Origin of the sequence: Enterococcus casseliflavus NBRC 100478 (genome assembly GCF_001544095.1) — a bacterium.
Lineage (GTDB): Bacteria > Bacillota > Bacilli > Lactobacillales > Enterococcaceae > Enterococcus_D > Enterococcus_D casseliflavus.
This window is the reverse complement of record NZ_BCPT01000001.1, coordinates 279,723-297,070: the sequence shown is the minus strand read 5'-3', so window position 1 is coordinate 297,070 and position 17,348 is coordinate 279,723. Positions and strand designations below refer to the sequence as shown.

Here is a 17,348-nt window from a genome sequence, read left to right as displayed (position 1 = left end):
AAAACTTAAAGGAGGAAGAAAATGAGAGTAAAAAAGAAACTTTTAGGAATAGCAGGTGTTGCTTTGTGCAGTATGCTCGTCTTAGGTGCGTGCGGTAATTCTTCAGATGAAGGTACTGGGGAAAAGAAAGAAGTGGCCATCAATCATGACAGTCAGTTTCCGATCATCAAAGAAGGGGAAGAACTGACACTGAATATCATGGCACCTGGTGTAGGGTTGGCGGAATGGGAAGACATGCCGACATTACAGGATTATCAGGAAAAAACTGGCATCAAACTGACCTATACGACACCGCCATCCGCTGACTTTAGTACGAAACTGAACTTAGCCTTTGCTTCTGGAGATTTACCGGATATCGTTTACGGTGCTGGTTCGCAAGCATTGACTGCTTCGATGGAGATCGATTACGGTTCACAAGGGATCTTGCTTCCCTTAGAGGAGTATATCACGCCGGAAATCATGCCAAACTTGTATGCACTGACGCAAGAAGATCCCTCAATCTTGAAGTCGATCACAACACCGGATGGGCACATCTACTCTCTGCCGATGATCTCACGGAATGCGACATCGATCTGGTGGCAAGGTCCGATGTGGTACAACGGCACGTGGCTCGATAATTTAGGTGTATCAGAGCTGCCAAAAACCACAGACGAATTGCAAGAGCTTCTGACACGTTTTAAAAACGAAGACCCTAACGGCAATGGTCAAGCAGACGAGATCCCATTGACGGATGTTGATATGAACTCGACACGAGTTTGGTTGATGGCTGCCTTTGGCTTACGGACCCGCGGCATCCAAGTGGATGATGATGTGGTCTCCTACACACCGACTTCAGAAAACTACAAAGCATTCTTGGAATATATGAATACATTGTACGATGAAGGCTTGCTGGATAAAGAAGTTTATGGACAGTCAGATGAACAGAAAAAAGCGAAGGGTGAAAACAATCAACTTGGGCTTTTTGCCGACTATTTCAGCTTCTTTACTACTGGTCGCAGTGAGGAAGAGGCTATGAATGATCCAATGTTCCAACCAGTGACTTCTGAATGGGCTCCAGAAGCTAAGATTCCCGGTAGTCCAAGAATTTCACGAGGGACCTTTGCTTTGACCAATGTCAATCCTTCTCCAGAAGCTTCTATGCGCTGGGTGGATTACTTCTATTCAGAAGAAGGCTCAAAATATATCGAACAAGGACCAGAAGGGTTTTTATGGGAGTACCAAGAAAATGCGGACGGTGAAAAAGTTCGTGTCTATGCAGACGGCATCGATACCAACAATACCGAAGACGAACGTGGCAAGATCACACCAGCATACGGATTGACAACGCCAAACCTTGTTATCGATACAACCGGCGAATACCATATCCGTAAAACGGCGAATGAAGAACCGGATACTCGTTTCAACGATTGGGTTGCCAAAGAAACAGCTGAGAAGATGGAAGACATCGCTGAAGTACCATTTCCGCTACTGTATTTAACGATTGAAGAAAACGATAAGGTAGCAGCAACTGCCACTGATTTGACAACTTATGTAGAACAAATGGAAGCCAAGTTTATCACAGGTGTCGAACCGTTAGATAATTGGGACGACTATGTGAAAACGATCGAAGCAATGGGCATTGACGAATACGTCGAAGTCTACCAAGCGGCTTATGACCGTTGGAAAGCAAACTAAATAAAGTGATAAGTGGAAAACGGGCCGAGATGATCAATCTCAACCCGTTTTTTTCAAAAATCTGCTAGAGGAGTCCAAAGAAAAATGAGAGTTATGCAGCCTTATGAGTTTGAACGCATTCGAAAAATTTTATACAAATTAAAACAATACCGCGTACGCCATCAGCAACCGGTAACCCCACTTTTTTTAAAACGAGAGACTTGGGTACCGTATGAGCAAGGGACCTATTTTGGAGAAAAAAATTCCTATTACCAATTGCAAGGTAGCCTTCAAGTTCCCGCTGACTGGGTGGAAAATCTTTGTGTCCTGCAAGTGTACTCAAGCCTTTCAGAGTGGGACAATACCACCAATCCCCAAATAAAAATCTATTTGGACGATACCTATGTCCAAGCCATCGATGTCAATCATCGAGAAATTACATTGACAAAACAATTTCTACAAAAAGAAGTCAAACTGAAGATCGATTTGTTCTCCGGCCGATCCGAAAAACCATTCCCGCTGCAGGTCAATTTATTGGCGTTGGATCCTGCAGTTAATGATGTCTGGTATGATTTTTATACGCTGTTTGATAGTTGGCGTGCCATTCGTGCGTTTGGCGGTGACGAAGCATTTTATCAACAAGTCCTTGGTCAAGTCGCCAATGTCTTGGATTTTCGTACCCCCTACTCAACGGCATTCTATGAAAGTCTCACAAAAGCAAAGCAGCTGCTTTCATCGTGTTACCTACCAGCGCATACACCAAAACAAAAGGTGACGGCTGTCGGCCATACCCACATCGATCTGGCGTGGCTTTGGACGGCGCAGCAAGCAATTGAAAAAGGCGAGCGCAGTTTCCAGACGGTCTTGAAATTGATGGAGGAGTATCCAGATTACACGTTTTTTCAAAGCCAACCACAACTGTATCTCTCCATGAAAACCCATTATCCTGAACTTTACGCTGCAATCAAAGCAAAAATTCGAGAAGGAAGATGGGAAGTTGACGGGGCGATGTGGGTAGAAGCCGATTGCAATTTGACTTCAGGGGAATCGCTGGTTCGTCAGATCCTTTATGGCAAACGGTTTATGAAAGAGGAATTTCAAGTCGATAGCCGCATCTTATGGCTACCGGATGTCTTTGGTTATTCAGCCGCCTTGCCGCAAATTTTACGCAAAACAAATACGCCCTACTTTATGACGACGAAGCTGTCATGGAACCAGTTCAATCAAATTCCTTATGATTCCTTCTATTGGCAAGGAATTGATGGCAGCCGCGTTTTGACGCATTTTATTACCACCATCAGTGAAGGATACAGTCCAAGAGATTATTATACGACGTATAATGGATTGCTAGATCCGTATACGATTAAGGGGAGTTTTGAACGTTATCAGCAAAAAGATCAGCACGACGAAATTTTGATTGCCTATGGGTACGGTGACGGTGGCGGAGGCCCGACGAAAGAGATGCTAGAAGTCCAGAAACGGCTGCAAAAGACACTGCCAGATATGCCGACGATTACTGGCAATCATGTGGGGGGCTTTTTTGATCGACTGGCAGATTCTTTTAAGGAAAAACCTGGCCCGGTCTGGTACGGCGAATTGTACTTTGAATACCATCGTGGAACACTGACTTCGATTGGCAAAAACAAGAAGGCCAATCGCCAAGGAGAATTTTTCTTACAGACGATCGAAAAACTTTATAGTATCTGTGGGATGAATCGCTATCCACAAGCTGAATTAGAACAACTTTGGAAACAGCTGCTGTTCAATCAATTCCACGATATTCTGCCGGGAAGCTCGATCAAAGAAGTCTATGATCAGACGGATCAAGAGTATCGGCAGCTCTTTGAAAAAGGCTGCGAGCTGATCCAAGCTTTGCTTCCAGAAACACAAGCACCCAAAGCTACTCCATGGCATGTCTTTAATCCGCTGGGACAAGAGCGGACGGGTCTGGTCTATTTAGACGATCAAACAGGGGTCAAAGAAGCTTACTCGACTCAGCGGACCCATGATGACCGGCTTTTAGTCAAAATTCCCGCCATGGCTGGCTTGAGCTGCAAAACACTGACCCCTGTCTCAGCTGTGCCTCAATCAAAGCAAGTGGCAATGCGGCTGACGGAATCGTTTGAAACGGTTGATTTTAAAGTGATTTTTGACGAACACTTTGTCATCATCTCTTTATTTGACAAACGGTATCAACGAGAGATCGTACCAAAAGGCGAGCGGTTGAATCAGTTAGTGGCTTATGAAGATCTGCCGATGGATTATGATGCGTGGGATATTGATATTTATTACCAGAAGAAGCCTTATCCTTTGAAGCAAGTTCTCTCAACTGAGGTCGTTGAGCAAGGTGAGATTCGTGATACCTTGAAAATCAAACGTCAGTTTGAAGATTCTTTTATTACCCAATGGCTACATTTTTATCATGGCACCGGAAGAATCGATTTTGAAACAGCGGTTGATTGGCAACAGCATCAATTGCTGCTGAAGGCATTGCTGCCGATTGATGTCAACACATTGGAAGCGACATTTGATATTCAGTTTGGGCAGGTAAAACGACCTGTGCATCAAAACACGACATGGGACCAAGCACGTTTTGAGAGCTGTGGTCAAAAATGGGTTGATCTCTCAGAAGGAAATTATGGGGTTAGTATTTTGACAGATTCGAAATATGGGTTCAATACGGATTATCAAAAGATCGGGCTTTCTTTGATCAAATCGCCGATCGATCCGTATCCAGAAGCGGATCAAGACTTTCATGAGTTTACCTACTCCTTGTACGCCCACGAAGGGACTTGGCAAGAAGCGCAAACGATGGAAGAAGCTTTGGCATTGAATGTTCCCGTTCTAACCGTTCCAGGTGTGCCACAACTATCAACAGAAGCTTTTCTAGCAGTCGATCAAAAGAATGTCTTGCTGGATACGGTGAAAAAAGCCGAAGATGAAGAGGCACTGATCGTGCGGTTGTACGAATATCACAATCAAACCACCGCCTGTCAATTGCGTTGCCAAAAAAGAATCAAAAAAGCGGTTTTAACGAATCTTTTGGAAGAAACCGTCGCTGAACTGCCGATCGAGCCGCTGGATGCCCAAAGCATCACAATCCATTTCCAGCCATTTGAAATCCAGACCATCATGCTTTATTTAGAAGACTAAATAGAAATGGAGAAGCATATGATTGAGACACTTTTACGGCAAATGACGTTGAAAGAAAAAATCGGCCAGCTGAATCAGCGTCTGTATGGTTGGGAAGTTTATGAAAAAACTAACGGAAAAATTATGTTGACTGAAACCTTTAAAAAAGAAGTAGCTCGTTTTGGCAGTCTTGGCTGGATCTACGGCGTGTTTCGGGCTGATCCTTGGTCAGGTAGAAATCAGCAAACAGGCCTGACGACCGCGGAGTCCTATGAGCTATCCCTTATGATTCAAACTTATTTGCAGGAGCACACTCGGTTGGGGATTCCAGCCTTTCTCAGTGAAGAGTGTCCCCACGGGCACCAAGGTTTGGAAGCCACGACATTTCCGGTCAATTTTAGTGTCGGTTCTAGTTGGAATCCCGACCTGTATCAAGCGGCCCAAACTATCACTGCTCAAGAGATTCGAGCAAAAGGGGCCCATGTCGGCTTAGTTTCCGCATTGGACATTACTAGAGATCCGCGTTGGGGACGAACTGAAGAATGTTTCAGTGAAGATCCATTTTTAACCAGCAGCTTTACCAAAGCGGCCGTCAGAGGATTGCAAGGATCAAAAACAACGATAGAAAAACAGAACGTTTTAGCGGTGTTGAAGCATTTTGCTGCCCAAGGTGCAGGAATGGGGGGGCACAATGCAGGACCAGTGGCGATCGGTGATCGGGAATTCCGTGAAATTCATCTGCCACCAATGAAAGCGGGGATTGCTGCTGGGGCTTTGGGGTGTATGGCTGCATACAATGATCTAGATGGCGTTCCTTGCCATGCCAATGCGTATTTGCTGCAAGATGTTTTAAGAGAAGAAAGTGGCTTTGCGGGAATCGTTATGGCTGATGGGTGTGGGTTGGATCGGATTGCTGACTGGCTGGGAAGTCGCTCGCAAGCAGCCGCCAAATCCTTGACCAGCGGTGTAGATGTTAGTTTATGGGACGAAGTTTTCCCTGTATTGGAAGAAGCTGTCCTTGACGGATTGATTGCGGAAACGGTTATCGACGAGGCGGTCCGGCGTGTGCTTCTTTTGAAAGAAAAACTTGGCTTGTTTAAAGAAGCAACGCCCCACGTTTCATTGCCAGACAAAGAAAAGGCCCGACAAGCTTCCTTAAAATTAGCAGAAGAATCCGTCGTCTTACTAGAAAACAATGGCATTTTGCCTTTGAAGAAAACGCGACAAAAAATTGCTGTCATTGGTCCTCACGTTAAACAGCTGTATCATCAGCTGGGGGATTATACCCCATTTAAGGAGGAAGCAATGTGTATGACTCTTTGGGAAGGGTTGACCAAATTAAATACGCATCAAGTGGATTTCGCCTACGAAAAAGGCTGCGAAATCGCCAATGGAACAACGGCGCAACGACGGCAGGCTTGTCAGATCGCAGAAGACGCTGATGTCATCTTAGTGACGATTGGTGGCTCCAGTGCCCGTGATTTCACAACGGATTTTGACAAGAACGGCGCCGCCTTAAGGGGATCTCAGGAAATGACCAGCGGAGAAAACATCGACTTAGCTACCCTCGATTTGCCGCAATGCCAGTTGGATTTACTGTTTGCGTTGAAGAAGAGGAAAAAGCCGCTGATTGGGATCGTGATTTCTGGACGACCGCATTGCTTAGCTCCGTTGAAAGAAGTATTCGATGGACTGCTTTACGCTGGCTATCCCGGCCAATATGGAGGGGAAGCGATTGCTCGGATTCTTTTTGGCGAAACGGTTCCTAGTGGGAAATTAGCAGTTTCTATTCCTGATACGGTTGGACAGCTGCCAGTCTGTTATAATTATCGCAACACAGCGTTTCAAAAAGACTACCTCGATCAAAACGGCGCACCAGTATATTCTTTTGGTTATGGTCTTAGTTATGCCTCTTTTACTTGCAGCGCGGTTTCGGCTGAATATGCAGGTGAAGGCATTATCGTTAGCGGCACACTCGAAAATCATTCTGCAGTTTCTGGCAAAGAAGTCATTCAATGTTATCTAAAAGAGTACACAAAAGCATATGTGCCGAGAAAAAAAGTCCTGTGTGGCTTTCAAAAAGTATGGGTGCCTAATCAAGGGCAAGTAGCTTTTCAACTCGTGATCGATGAAGCATCATTGCAGCAGCTGGCAATTTCTTTGAAAGATACTGCATCGTTTTGTCTGGAAGTCGAAACAGCAGGTCAGCAGTATCGATTTTTATTTCAACGATCCAACCCTGACCGTACGTGGCAGGTAACTCAGAAAGGAGCAAAAGAATGATTCACTTTCCAAAAAACTTTTTATGGGGAGCGGCCGCGTCAGCACCGCAAACCGAGGGGGCTGCGGCTGTTGACGGCAAAAGTCCCTCTACATGGGACAAATGGTTTGAGTTAGAGCCGTCACGCTTTTACGATGGTGTCGGACCAAGCGACACTTCAAATACCTACTATCAATACCGTGAAGACGTGGCAAACATGAAGGCCATGAACTTAAATTCCTATCGGACATCGATTGCATGGACCCGCTTATTACCAGACGGAAAAACATTGAATCAGACGGCAGTAAAGTTTTATCGGGCATATTTTCAGGAAATGCTGGATCAAGGCATCGAACCGATCATTAATTTGTTTCATTTTGACATGCCTTGGTGGCTGATGGAGAAAGGAGGCTGGGAAGCCAGGGAATCCGTTGACCATTTTGCATTTTATGCAAAAACTGCTTTTGAACAATTCGGCGATTTAGTGAAAAAATGGGCGACCTTTAATGAACCATTGGTGCATATTGAATGTGGGTATTACGGAGATGCTCATTGGCCGCAAGTGCGTGATTTCAAGCGGGCGATCCAAGTGGGGTATCATACTTTGCTAGCTCATGCGAAGGCAGTTGCTGAGTTTCGTAAACTCGCACTTCCTGATGGAGAAATCTGTATCATCTTGAATTTGTCACCTGTTTATCCAAAAAGCCAAGAAGCGGCTGATCGAGAAGCCGCTGAATGGGCGGACCTCTTGTATATTCGCAGTTTTTTGGACTGTGTCGTTTATGGACAATTTCCTGAAAAACTAACGAGCTTGTTCAAGGAGCATCAATTGACCCCTGAATATGAGGCAGCAGATGCGGAAATTTTTCGTGAGGATACCGTAGATTTTATCGGTTGCAATTATTATCAACCGTTGCGGATCCAAGCGCCCCTTCCGCAGAATGCAGCATCCCATCCCTTTGAGCCGCGTCAGTTGTTTCGTGGGTACGATTGGCCAGAGAAAAAAATCAATCCTCATCGTGGCTGGGAAATCTATCCAGAAGGGATCTACGATATTGCGATGCGTCTGAAGAATGACTATCAAAACATGCCATGGTTTATTTCCGAAAATGGCATGGGGGTGTCAGAGGAAGAACGGTTCATGGACGCCACGGGACAGGTCAATGATACGTACCGGATTACCTTTGTTGAAGACCATTTGCGTCAGCTGCATCGCGCGATCGAAGATGGGTCACCTTGTTTCGGCTACCATATGTGGACCTTTATGGATTGCTGGAGCTGGTTGAACGCTTATAAAAACCGCTATGGTTTTTATCGAGTAGATTTGAAGAATAACTTCGAGCGTTATCCCAAAGCATCCAGTTTTTGGTTGGCAGAAGTAGCTGCTAAAAATGCCATTGATTGATCAAAGTGTCCGATTAGAAGCAAAAATACCGCAGGAACATGTTCCTGCGGATTTCTTTTGGGTATGAACATTTTACAAATACTTCTCACGAAAATCAGCGATGGCTTGGCGTGACGCATAGATATTTCGTGCCAACTTTTCATTTTTACTTAAAAAGACATAGAAAAGGACATCGACCGCCAATAGGTGGGCGATGATTGAATTGGTAGCGGCACTCCGCTGGTTGGCTTCTTTGGAACGGGACACTTGTAGGGGAACATCCGCCAACTTCGTCAACGGGTTGCTGCCAAAGCGGGTGAGTGACAGGATCGGAACGCCAAGATTTTTAGCGATTTCGGCTAAGTGAACCATCTCAGGCGTGTGTCCACTGTTGGAAATGACCCAGACCAGACTTTTTTTCTCGTTTTTGACAAGTTGCGGCAACAAGAGATTGTAGTCATTTTCAAACACGACGATCTTGCCTAAACGAGTCCATTTTTGTTGGATATCTTGTGCGATCAATGAGGAAGCACCGATCCCGCAGACAAAGATGCGTTCACGAGTCGCGATCAGTTCAGCGGCAGCCAACATCAGCTGTTCTTCTAATAATTGAGCCGTCTCATTCATAGTCACCTGGGCATTGTGGCTCAATTTTGAGGTGATGGCATGAAAGGGCTCGTTTAATTCAACATCGGCATAGCCTAAATGCTCATTGGCATTGTGGCGCAAGCCGGATTCGGCAGATAATTGTATTTTTAAATCTGTCAAACTAGCAAAGCCGGTTTTTTTCGCAAAACGGACAACGGTTGGTGCACTGATCCCAGTGGCTTCTGCTAATTGACTCGCAGTCATCGACGGCACTTTTTCAGGATTGGCCTCCATGAATGCGAAGAGTTTCTTCTCAGAAAGCGATAATTCATTTTTCATGCTCTCGATTCGGGAAAGAACGCTCATCCTTACACTTCCTTTAGATAGAGTAGTATCCTAAGTATAACATAAGTTTTGGAGGAGCTTTCAAAAGAAACGAAAAGAATAGGTAGATAAACTTGCTTTTTTACTTAGAATCAAGTAAAGTAATTACGTGTGAAAAGCACAGTACCTGTTACTTGGTTTAACGAATCACCAACGTTTTACTCAGTCGCAGGGGAAAAAGAAAAAGAGGTGAAAAACATGGCAATTTCAAAAGAACGCAAAAACGAAATCATCAAAAAATTTGCACGTCATGAAGGAGATACTGGTTCTCCAGAAGTTCAAATCGCTGTTTTAACAGAAGAAATCAACCATTTGAACGAACATGCACGTATGCACAAAAAAGACCACCATTCATACCGTGGGTTGATGAAAAAAGTTGGACATCGTCGTAACTTATTGGCTTACCTACGTCAAAAAGACGTACAACGTTACCGCGAATTAATCCAAGCTTTAGGATTACGTCGTTAATCAAACAAAGAAAAGTGAGGTTCAACCCGAATCTCACTTTTTTGCTATGAATCACTGCGACTGGGCGGCGCAAGCCGCACAGAGCAGATGATGAATAGTACTAGGCGAGAGCAGCGAGCGTAGTGACCAAGCAGCGGAATCACTGCGACTGCATTGTCGGCTAAAACAGCTGATGCAGTCTGACAGGTGATCTCGAGCCATCTAAAAAGTGAAACACCGAAATAGCGGCCTTTTGACTGGTGAATCAAAAAGCGCAGCCAAAAAGAATTTTGGGTCCTTGTAAGCAGCATCCTACTAACCAAATGAAAGCAGCGGAACGACATTCCGATTTTTTCATTTGTTTAGTAGTGACTTGCTGGGATCCGATGAAAAGGAGCAGAACATGACAGAAAAACAAGTATTCAAAACAACTTGGGGCGGCCGCCCATTAGAAGTAGAAGTTGGCCAATTAGCCAAGCAAGCAAACGGAGCTGTATTGGTTCGTTATGGCGACACGGTTGTCCTAAGTGCAGCGGTTGCATCTAAGGAAGCAAAAGATACCGACTTTTTCCCATTAACGATCAATTACGAAGAAAAAATGTATGCCGTAGGGAAAGTACCTGGTGGCTTTATCAAACGTGAAGGACGTCCAAGTACGGAAGCAACATTGACTGCCCGCTTGATCGACCGTCCGATCCGTCCAATGTTTGCGGAAGGCTTCCGTAACGAAGTACAAGTTACAAACATCGTAATGAGTGTTGAACAAGATTGTACGCCAGCAATGGCAGCAATGTTAGGTTCTTCTTTAGCGTTATCTATTTCAGATATCCCGTTTGACGGACCGATCGCTGGTGTCGATGTCGGTCGGGTCAATGGCGAATATGTCTTGAATCCAACAGTAGAACAAGCAGAACAAACTGATATCGAATTGACAGTAGCTGGAACGAAAAAAGCCATCAACATGGTTGAATCAGGAGCGAAAGAAGTTTCTGAAGAAGACATGTTAGGTGCGTTATTATTCGGTTTTGATGCTATCAAAGAATTGGTTGCCTTCCAAGAAGAAGTTGTCGCAGCTGTGGGCAAACCAAAAATGGAAGTCAAATTGTTACAAGTAGATGCTGACTTGAAAAAAGAAATTTTCGACGGCTACTACCAAACAATGAAAACTGCTGTTATGACGGAAGAAAAATTGGCTCGTGAAGACGAGATCGATAAAGTCAAAGACACAGTGAAAGAAGTATATGCAGAAAAATTTGCTGGACATGAAGAGGAAGCACAATTCTTGAAAGAAGTGAAACAAATCGCAGAAGATCTTGAAAAAGATGTGGTACGCGAATTGATCACCATCGACAAGATTCGTCCGGATGGCCGTCAATTAGACGAAATCCGTCCATTGGCATCAGAAGTTGGCTTATTGCCACGTGTTCATGGTTCTGGTCTATTTACTCGGGGACAAACTCAAGCATTGTCTGCTTGTACGTTGGCACCTTTAGGTGAACACCAAATCATTGATGGATTAGGGGTTGAAGAATCAAAACGATTCATCCACCATTACAACTTCCCTCAATTTTCTGTTGGTTCGACTGGTCGTGCTGGCTCACCAGGGCGTCGTGAAATCGGTCATGGTGCATTAGGCGAACGTGCCTTAGCACAAGTGATTCCTGATGAAACAGACTTCCCTTACACAATCCGTCTTGTTGCAGAAGTATTAGAATCAAATGGTTCTTCTTCTCAAGCAAGTATTTGTGCAGGAACCTTAGCATTGATGGATGCAGGGGTGCCAATCAAAGCACCAGTTGCAGGTATCGCAATGGGACTTGTATCTGATGGTGAAAACTACACGATCTTAACGGATATCCAAGGCTTAGAAGATCACCTTGGCGATATGGACTTTAAAGTTGCTGGAACCAAAGATGGGATCACTGCGTTACAAATGGATATCAAGATCCAAGGAATCACTGAACAAATCTTGACAGAAGCATTAGATCAAGCGAAAAAAGCACGGATGGAAATCTTAAATGAATTGACATCAACATTGGCTGCTCCTCGTGAAGAGTTAAGCCAATACGCACCGAAGATCGAAATGATCCAAATCGATCCTGCGAAGATCAAAGATGTAATCGGTAAAGGCGGCGACACCATCAATGGCATCATTGATGAAACTGGCGTGAAAATCGATATCGATCAAGACGGAAAAGTTTCGATTGCTTCTGCTGATGCAGAAATGATCCAAAAAGCCATCAAGATCATTGAAGAATTGACGAAAGAAGTAAAAGTTGGCGAAGTGTACCTTGGGAAAGTTGTCCGTATTGAAAAATTCGGTGCGTTTGTCAACTTGATCAAAGGCAAAGACGGCTTAGTTCATATTTCACAACTTGCGAACGAACGGGTCAACAAAGTGGAAGACGTTGTCAAAGAAGGCGACGAAATCTTAGTGAAGGTTACAGAAATCGACAAACAAGGTCGTGTGAACCTTTCAAGAAAAGCACTATTGAACGAAGACAAAGCAGAGAAAAAATAAGCTGCTACTTCTAAATCATAAGCAAAGTCTAGGAAACTGGACTTTGCTTTTTTTGTGTCTAAGTAGCAGCTCTTCAAGAGGGTCTTACTTGACAGGAGTTATTTTTTGCGTTACCGCGAAAAATAAGAGATAATTCAGAATATTGTCTTTGCTATGCAAGCAATAATTCTAAGATGTCAAACGCATCTTATTTAGGATAAGGAGTACGATATGAAACAAACATTTCCAACCGATTTTTTGTGGGGAGCATCGATTTCCGCGCACCAAACCGAAGGGGCGTATCAAACCGACGGTAAGGGGCTGAGTGTCCAAGATACTCGTCCAAGAGACAACCATGAGATCGCAGATTTTACAGTGGCTGTCGACCATTACCACCAGTACAAAGAGGATATCGCCTTGTTAGCAGAAATGGGGATCAAAATTTTCCGCTTTTCGATCGCTTGGTCGCGAATTTTTCCAGAAGGGCGCGGTACCGTCAATCAAAAAGGATTGGATCATTACAGCGATCTCATTGATGAATTGCTGAAACACGGGATTCAGCCCTTTGTGACGTTGAACCATTTTGACTTGCCGCAAGCATTGGAAGACGAAGGCGGCTGGACAAAACGCAGCACCGTTGAGGCATTTGCCGCATATGCCAAAACGCTGTTTACGGCCTATGGGGATCGAGTGACGCACTGGCTGACGATCAATGAACCAAATATCATGCTGCTGGTGGATCAAAAAATATTAGGGAAAAAGATTCCATTATCAGAAAAATACCAGCAATTTCATCACCTGATGATCGCTGAAAAATATGCCTTCGAAGCGTGTCATGAAATCGTTCCAAATGGCAAAATCGGACCGGTGCCAAATATTTCGTTGGTCTATGCGGCGACTAGTCGACCAGAAGACAACCAATCAGCGTTGTACTTCAACAGTGTCCGGAACTGGGCTTACCTTGATTTTGCCTGCTTCGGTCGTTACAACACGGTCTTTCAAGATTATTTGAACCAAAACGGGCTCACGATTGACTTTGGTCCGGAGGATGAGGCGTTGATGAAACGGGCTTTGCCTGACTTTGTCGCGATGAACTTCTACACCACGGTGACAGTGGAGCAGCCGACGGAAGCTGGGGACATGAAAAACGGCATCAGCGATCAGCAAAGTGAAGACATTATGGAACGTGGTTTTTACAAAGGGTTCACCAATACGTTCTTGAAGAAAAATGCCTTCAATTGGACCATCGATCCCTTGGGACTGAAAACGACGTTGCAGACTCTTTATGATCGTTACCACTTGCCGATCATCATTACCGAAAACGGCTTAGGGGCAGAAGATCATCTAGAAGCAGATGGCACGGTTCATGATCCGTACCGTATCGATTATTTGTCGCAGCATATCAGCCAATGCTTAGCCGCGATCAATGCTGGGGTGGATCTGATCGGATACAGTCCGTGGTCTGCCATTGATTTGATCAGTGTACATGAGGGGATTCGAAAACGGTATGGTTTTATTTACGTGGATCGCAATGATGCACAGGAAAAAGAACAAAAACGAGTGAGAAAAGACAGCTTTTATTGGTATCAAAAGCTGATTGAAGAAGGGGCGATCCCTTCGTTGGAGGAGTAACGATGACAAGTGTTTTTACCTTTTTAGAAACGCGTTTGATGCCGCCTTTGAATAAGTTGGCGAATTTACGCTTTATTCGCGCAATCATGCAAGCAGGGATTATTACGGTCCCTTTTACGATCGTCGGATCGATCTTTTTGATCATCAATAATTTACCGCAGATCATTCCACCACTGGCTGGCTTTTTCGAACAAACGATTTTACGATTTTCACCGCTTTATAGTGTCGTGACCACGATGTCTGTCGGCTCGATTGCTGTTTTTTATTGTTTAGCAACAGGGTATTATTTAACTGAGATTTATCATAAAGAAGATCATTTGACTATGAGCAGTTTTGTAGGGGCGTTATTAAGTTTGTTTGCCTTTTTAATGACGATCGTCCAAGTCGACATTACCGATGGGGCAGCTCAATTGCTGCAGTCAGACAGCGAAACTGCCATTGTTTACAATGGAATCGCCATAGGCGGTTGGATCACACGCTTTAGCGGGGTAGGCATCTTTATTGGGATTATCACCGCAGTGCTTGCTACGTCGGTCTATCGTTTTTGTGTAAGAAGAAAGATCACCATCCAGATGCCTGAAGGGGTTCCTGATGGAGTCAGCAAAGCATTTGCGTCATTGATCCCAGCGATTTTGATCGCCTTTTTGATGGTGGCGATCAACGGGGTACTGGCGGTTTTCCACACGGATCTTCACGGATTGCTGTCCAAACCATTTGAATTCGTGAAAGAGTTGACGGGTTCTTGGTTAGGAATCATCGTGATTATGCTCCTTATCCATCTCTTATGGGCAGTGGGGGTTCATGGGACGGCTGTTATTAAAAATAGTTTCATCAATCCCATCCTGTTGGTGGCTCTAACGGAAAATATCGATGGTGCCAATAATATTTTTGCTGGGGATTTCGTGAACATGTATATTTTTATGGGCGGCGCAGGCAGTACGCTTGGATTGGTTTTATTGATGCTGTTTGTGGCAAAATCACAACAGCTCAAAGTCTTAGGAAAAGCAGCGATCTTACCAGGGCTTTTTAATATCAATGAACCAGTGATCTTCGGGGCACCGATCGTCTACAATCCGTATTTGATCATCCCCTTTATCATAACCCCTTTGATCAACGTCACGATTGCTTACTTTGCTAGCTCATTTGGCTTTGTCGATAAAGTCATTACTGGCATTCCCTGGATCTCGCCAGTCGGAATTGGGGCGTTTTTAGGAACTGGCGGTGATTTCCGAGCCATCCTGATCGCTTTGATCAACTTAGGGGTTTCCATTCTCTGCTATTATCCATTCTTTAAGATGTACGATGGCAAACTCTACACGGAACAACTTGCCAATCACGCATAAATAGGAAAAAACAGCAAAACGCCCGTTGATGGACTTCTAGTGAAGTGCCAACAACGGGCGTTTTTTCTAATGCAAGTAGTGATCACGTATGCAAAGACTGTTGATACAAAACGCAATCATCACAATCTTTGCGAGTTGGTTTGGCTTGCTGGGGTGTTTCTTTGTGTAATGGCAAAAGCATACGCAACCCGTTTAAGATGACTAAGATCGTGCTTCCTTCATGACCCACGACCCCTAGAGGCAGCGTGAGAAATTCAAGGAAGTTTGAAGCAATCAGCAACAAGATGACACTGATAGAAAAGACGATGTTTTGTTTGATGATCCGCTGTAATTTTTTAGCCAAACGGTGACTGTCGACCAAGCGCAGCAAATCATTTTTCATCAAGACGATGTCCGCCACATCCATTGCGACGTCAGTTCCTTCGCCCATCGCGATTCCTACACTTGCGGTCGCTAAGGCGGGGGCATCATTGATCCCATCACCGACCATCGCATTGATTTTGTAGGTTTCTTTCATTTCTTTGATCCGAGTGGTTTTCTCATCAGGCAGGCAATCACTTTCGTAGTCAGACAAGCCGATTTCTGCTGCGATCACTTTAGCAGTACCTAAATGATCACCCGTCAGCATCGTCGTGTGAATCCCCTGCTCATTGAAGTAGGCAAGACTCTCACGAGCTTCAGGACGGGGCTGATCCAATAGCGCTAAATACCCTGCTAACACACGGTCACGATTGATATAAATCAAGGTTTTTCCAGCTGCTTTCAATTCGTGGATGCGAGTTTGCTCATTGGCAGCAACAGATGTTAGATCGACTTCTTTTCCAATCGTCCAATGGGCAGCTTGGTAAGTGGCGGCTAGACCGACCCCCGCTTGTTCTTCCACGGCTAATTCCAATGGCTTTTCATCGTGAAAATACGCCAAGATCGCTTCAGCCAATGGGTGATTTGATTGTTTTTCCATCCCGACGATCAGTTGGGGAATAAAGGGTTCATCCAGCAACAGATGGACATCAGTGACAGCAGGTTTGCCACGAGTCAGCGTTCCGGTTTTGTCAAAAGCGATCGCTTTGACATTGGCAAAGGCATCCAAGGCTTGTCCGCCTTTGCATAAAACGCCCAAACGAGCAGCGTGAGAAATGGCTGCTAAGGTCGCAGGAGTAGCAGAGGCGACTAAGGCACAAGGAGATGCCACCACCAGTAAGACCATGCCGCGATAAAAGCTTTCTTGGAACCCCCAATTCGTGAAAAACGTACACAAAACGATCATTAGCGGGACGGCGATCAAGACGATCGGCACATAGATCCGTTCGATTTTTTCAATCAGGGTCGCCGTTTGACTTGGCATTTGCTGTGCTTCTTCCACCAATTGAATGATTTTTGCAAAGCGGGTGTTTTCACTCGTTTGGGTAACTTCAATGTACAATGGCTGACCGAGGTTGATGGTTCCGCCAAATACTTCACTGCCCAAACGTTTCTCGACAGGAATGGATTCGCCACTGATGGCCGCCTCATCAACGCTGCTGTTTCCTTGGATCACGATACCGTCGATCGGGATCGCACTGCCTTTTGCCACCATAATCGTATCTTTTAACTGAAGGGCTTCCACTGGTACTTCGACGAGCTCTCCACTTTCAATCATTTTTAAGGCAGTCGTTGGTTGCAGTGCCATTAATGAACTAATTTCTCGCGTACTTTTGTTGGTCGTATATTCCTCAAGGGCACCGCTCAAACAAAAGATAAAGGTCAACATCGCCCCTTCAAACCAATGACCAATGATACAGGCACCAATGGCGGCTAATGCCATCAATAGATCGACGTTTAACCGTTTGTCGTGCACCAATTCTTGCGTGCCTTCCCAGGTTTGTTTCCAACCACCAGCAAGAATCGCTAACAGATAAGGGACAAAGCTATAAGGAATGGAAAAAGATGCCATAAGAAAGCCAGTTGCCATCAATAGCAAACAAGCGATCGTTGAAAAAACAGCCGACGATTCTGATTTACTCATAAGAAACGCCTCCTTTTGAA

10 protein-coding genes are annotated in these 17,348 nt (G+C 44.7%); 8 read left to right on the top strand and 2 right to left on the bottom strand.

From position 1 onward, the window contains the following. Nucleotides 1-21: 21 nt before the first annotated feature. The 4 genes from ECA1_RS01325 to ECA1_RS01310 all read left to right on the top strand — a co-directional run bounded on the left by ECA1_RS01325 (nucleotide 22) and on the right by ECA1_RS01310 (nucleotide 8,450). Nucleotides 22-1,674, top strand: a complete 1,653-nt coding sequence (locus tag ECA1_RS01325; RefSeq protein ID WP_015510400.1) for an extracellular solute-binding protein — start codon at nucleotides 22-24, stop codon at nucleotides 1,672-1,674. Nucleotides 1,675-1,758: 84 nt separating this feature from the next. After that, the gene (locus ECA1_RS01320; protein ID WP_060791527.1) at nucleotides 1,759-4,806 is read left to right on the top strand and encodes an alpha-mannosidase; all 3,048 of its coding nucleotides are present in this window, start codon (nucleotides 1,759-1,761) and stop codon (nucleotides 4,804-4,806) included. 6 nt (nucleotides 4,807-4,812) lie between these two features. Further along, nucleotides 4,813-7,068, top strand: coding sequence for a glycoside hydrolase family 3 N-terminal domain-containing protein (locus ECA1_RS01315; RefSeq protein ID WP_060791526.1), 2,256 nt, complete (start codon nucleotides 4,813-4,815; stop codon nucleotides 7,066-7,068). Continuing rightward, on the top strand, nucleotides 7,065-8,450 hold the full coding sequence (locus ECA1_RS01310; RefSeq protein ID WP_060791525.1) for a glycoside hydrolase family 1 protein: 1,386 nt from the start codon (nucleotides 7,065-7,067) through the stop codon (nucleotides 8,448-8,450). Before ECA1_RS01315 ends, ECA1_RS01310 begins: the two co-directional genes overlap by 4 nt. A gap of 72 nt (nucleotides 8,451-8,522) precedes the next feature. On the opposite strand, the gene ECA1_RS01305 is transcribed toward ECA1_RS01310, so the two are convergent. Further along, nucleotides 8,523-9,383 carry a MurR/RpiR family transcriptional regulator gene (locus ECA1_RS01305; RefSeq protein ID WP_005228070.1) on the bottom strand — a complete coding sequence of 287 codons (861 nt, stop codon included), beginning with the start codon at nucleotides 9,381-9,383 and terminating at the stop codon, nucleotides 8,523-8,525. A 216-nt stretch (nucleotides 9,384-9,599) separates the two neighbouring features. Here ECA1_RS01305 and rpsO point away from each other — a divergent pair, with 216 nt between their 5' ends. From rpsO to celB, 4 genes are all read left to right on the top strand, one after another. After that, the gene (gene rpsO / locus ECA1_RS01300; RefSeq protein ID WP_060791524.1) at nucleotides 9,600-9,869 is read left to right on the top strand and encodes a 30S ribosomal protein S15; all 270 of its coding nucleotides are present in this window, start codon (nucleotides 9,600-9,602) and stop codon (nucleotides 9,867-9,869) included. A 382-nt stretch (nucleotides 9,870-10,251) separates the two neighbouring features. Continuing rightward, on the top strand, nucleotides 10,252-12,369 hold the full coding sequence (gene pnp, locus ECA1_RS01295; RefSeq protein ID WP_005231801.1) for a polyribonucleotide nucleotidyltransferase: 2,118 nt from the start codon (nucleotides 10,252-10,254) through the stop codon (nucleotides 12,367-12,369). A gap of 210 nt (nucleotides 12,370-12,579) precedes the next feature. Further along, nucleotides 12,580-13,980, top strand: coding sequence for a glycoside hydrolase family 1 protein (locus tag ECA1_RS01290; RefSeq protein ID WP_060791523.1), 1,401 nt, complete (start codon nucleotides 12,580-12,582; stop codon nucleotides 13,978-13,980). Nucleotides 13,981-13,982: 2 nt separating this feature from the next. Next, on the top strand, nucleotides 13,983-15,323 hold the full coding sequence (celB, locus tag ECA1_RS01285) for a PTS cellobiose transporter subunit IIC (RefSeq protein WP_060791522.1): 1,341 nt from the start codon (nucleotides 13,983-13,985) through the stop codon (nucleotides 15,321-15,323). Nucleotides 15,324-15,405: 82 nt separating this feature from the next. On the opposite strand, the gene ECA1_RS01280 is transcribed toward celB, so the two are convergent. Further along, a complete protein-coding gene (locus ECA1_RS01280) occupies nucleotides 15,406-17,328 on the bottom strand; it encodes a heavy metal translocating P-type ATPase (RefSeq protein WP_060791521.1) in 1,923 nt (640 codons plus the stop codon). Nucleotides 17,329-17,348 lie beyond the last annotated feature (20 nt).

Bases quoted from the DNA above. Each gene is read 5' to 3' on its own strand.
- ECA1_RS01320 (WP_060791527.1), top strand. From the start codon at position 1,759: ATGAGAGTTATGCAGCCTTATGAGTTTGAACGCATTCGAAAAATTTTA.
- ECA1_RS01310 (WP_060791525.1), top strand. From the start codon at position 7,065: ATGATTCACTTTCCAAAAAACTTTTTATGGGGAGCGGCCGCGTCAGCA.
- pnp (WP_005231801.1), top strand. From the start codon at position 10,252: ATGACAGAAAAACAAGTATTCAAAACAACTTGGGGCGGCCGCCCATTA.
- ECA1_RS01315 (WP_060791526.1), top strand. From the start codon at position 4,813: ATGGAGAAGCATATGATTGAGACACTTTTACGGCAAATGACGTTGAAA.
- celB (WP_060791522.1), top strand. From the start codon at position 13,983: ATGACAAGTGTTTTTACCTTTTTAGAAACGCGTTTGATGCCGCCTTTG.
- ECA1_RS01325 (WP_015510400.1), top strand. From the start codon at position 22: ATGAGAGTAAAAAAGAAACTTTTAGGAATAGCAGGTGTTGCTTTGTGC.
- ECA1_RS01305 (WP_005228070.1), bottom strand. From the start codon at position 9,383: ATGAGCGTTCTTTCCCGAATCGAGAGCATGAAAAATGAATTATCGCTT.
- ECA1_RS01290 (WP_060791523.1), top strand. From the start codon at position 12,580: ATGAAACAAACATTTCCAACCGATTTTTTGTGGGGAGCATCGATTTCC.
- ECA1_RS01280 (WP_060791521.1), bottom strand. From the start codon at position 17,328: ATGAGTAAATCAGAATCGTCGGCTGTTTTTTCAACGATCGCTTGTTTG.
- rpsO (WP_060791524.1), top strand. From the start codon at position 9,600: ATGGCAATTTCAAAAGAACGCAAAAACGAAATCATCAAAAAATTTGCA.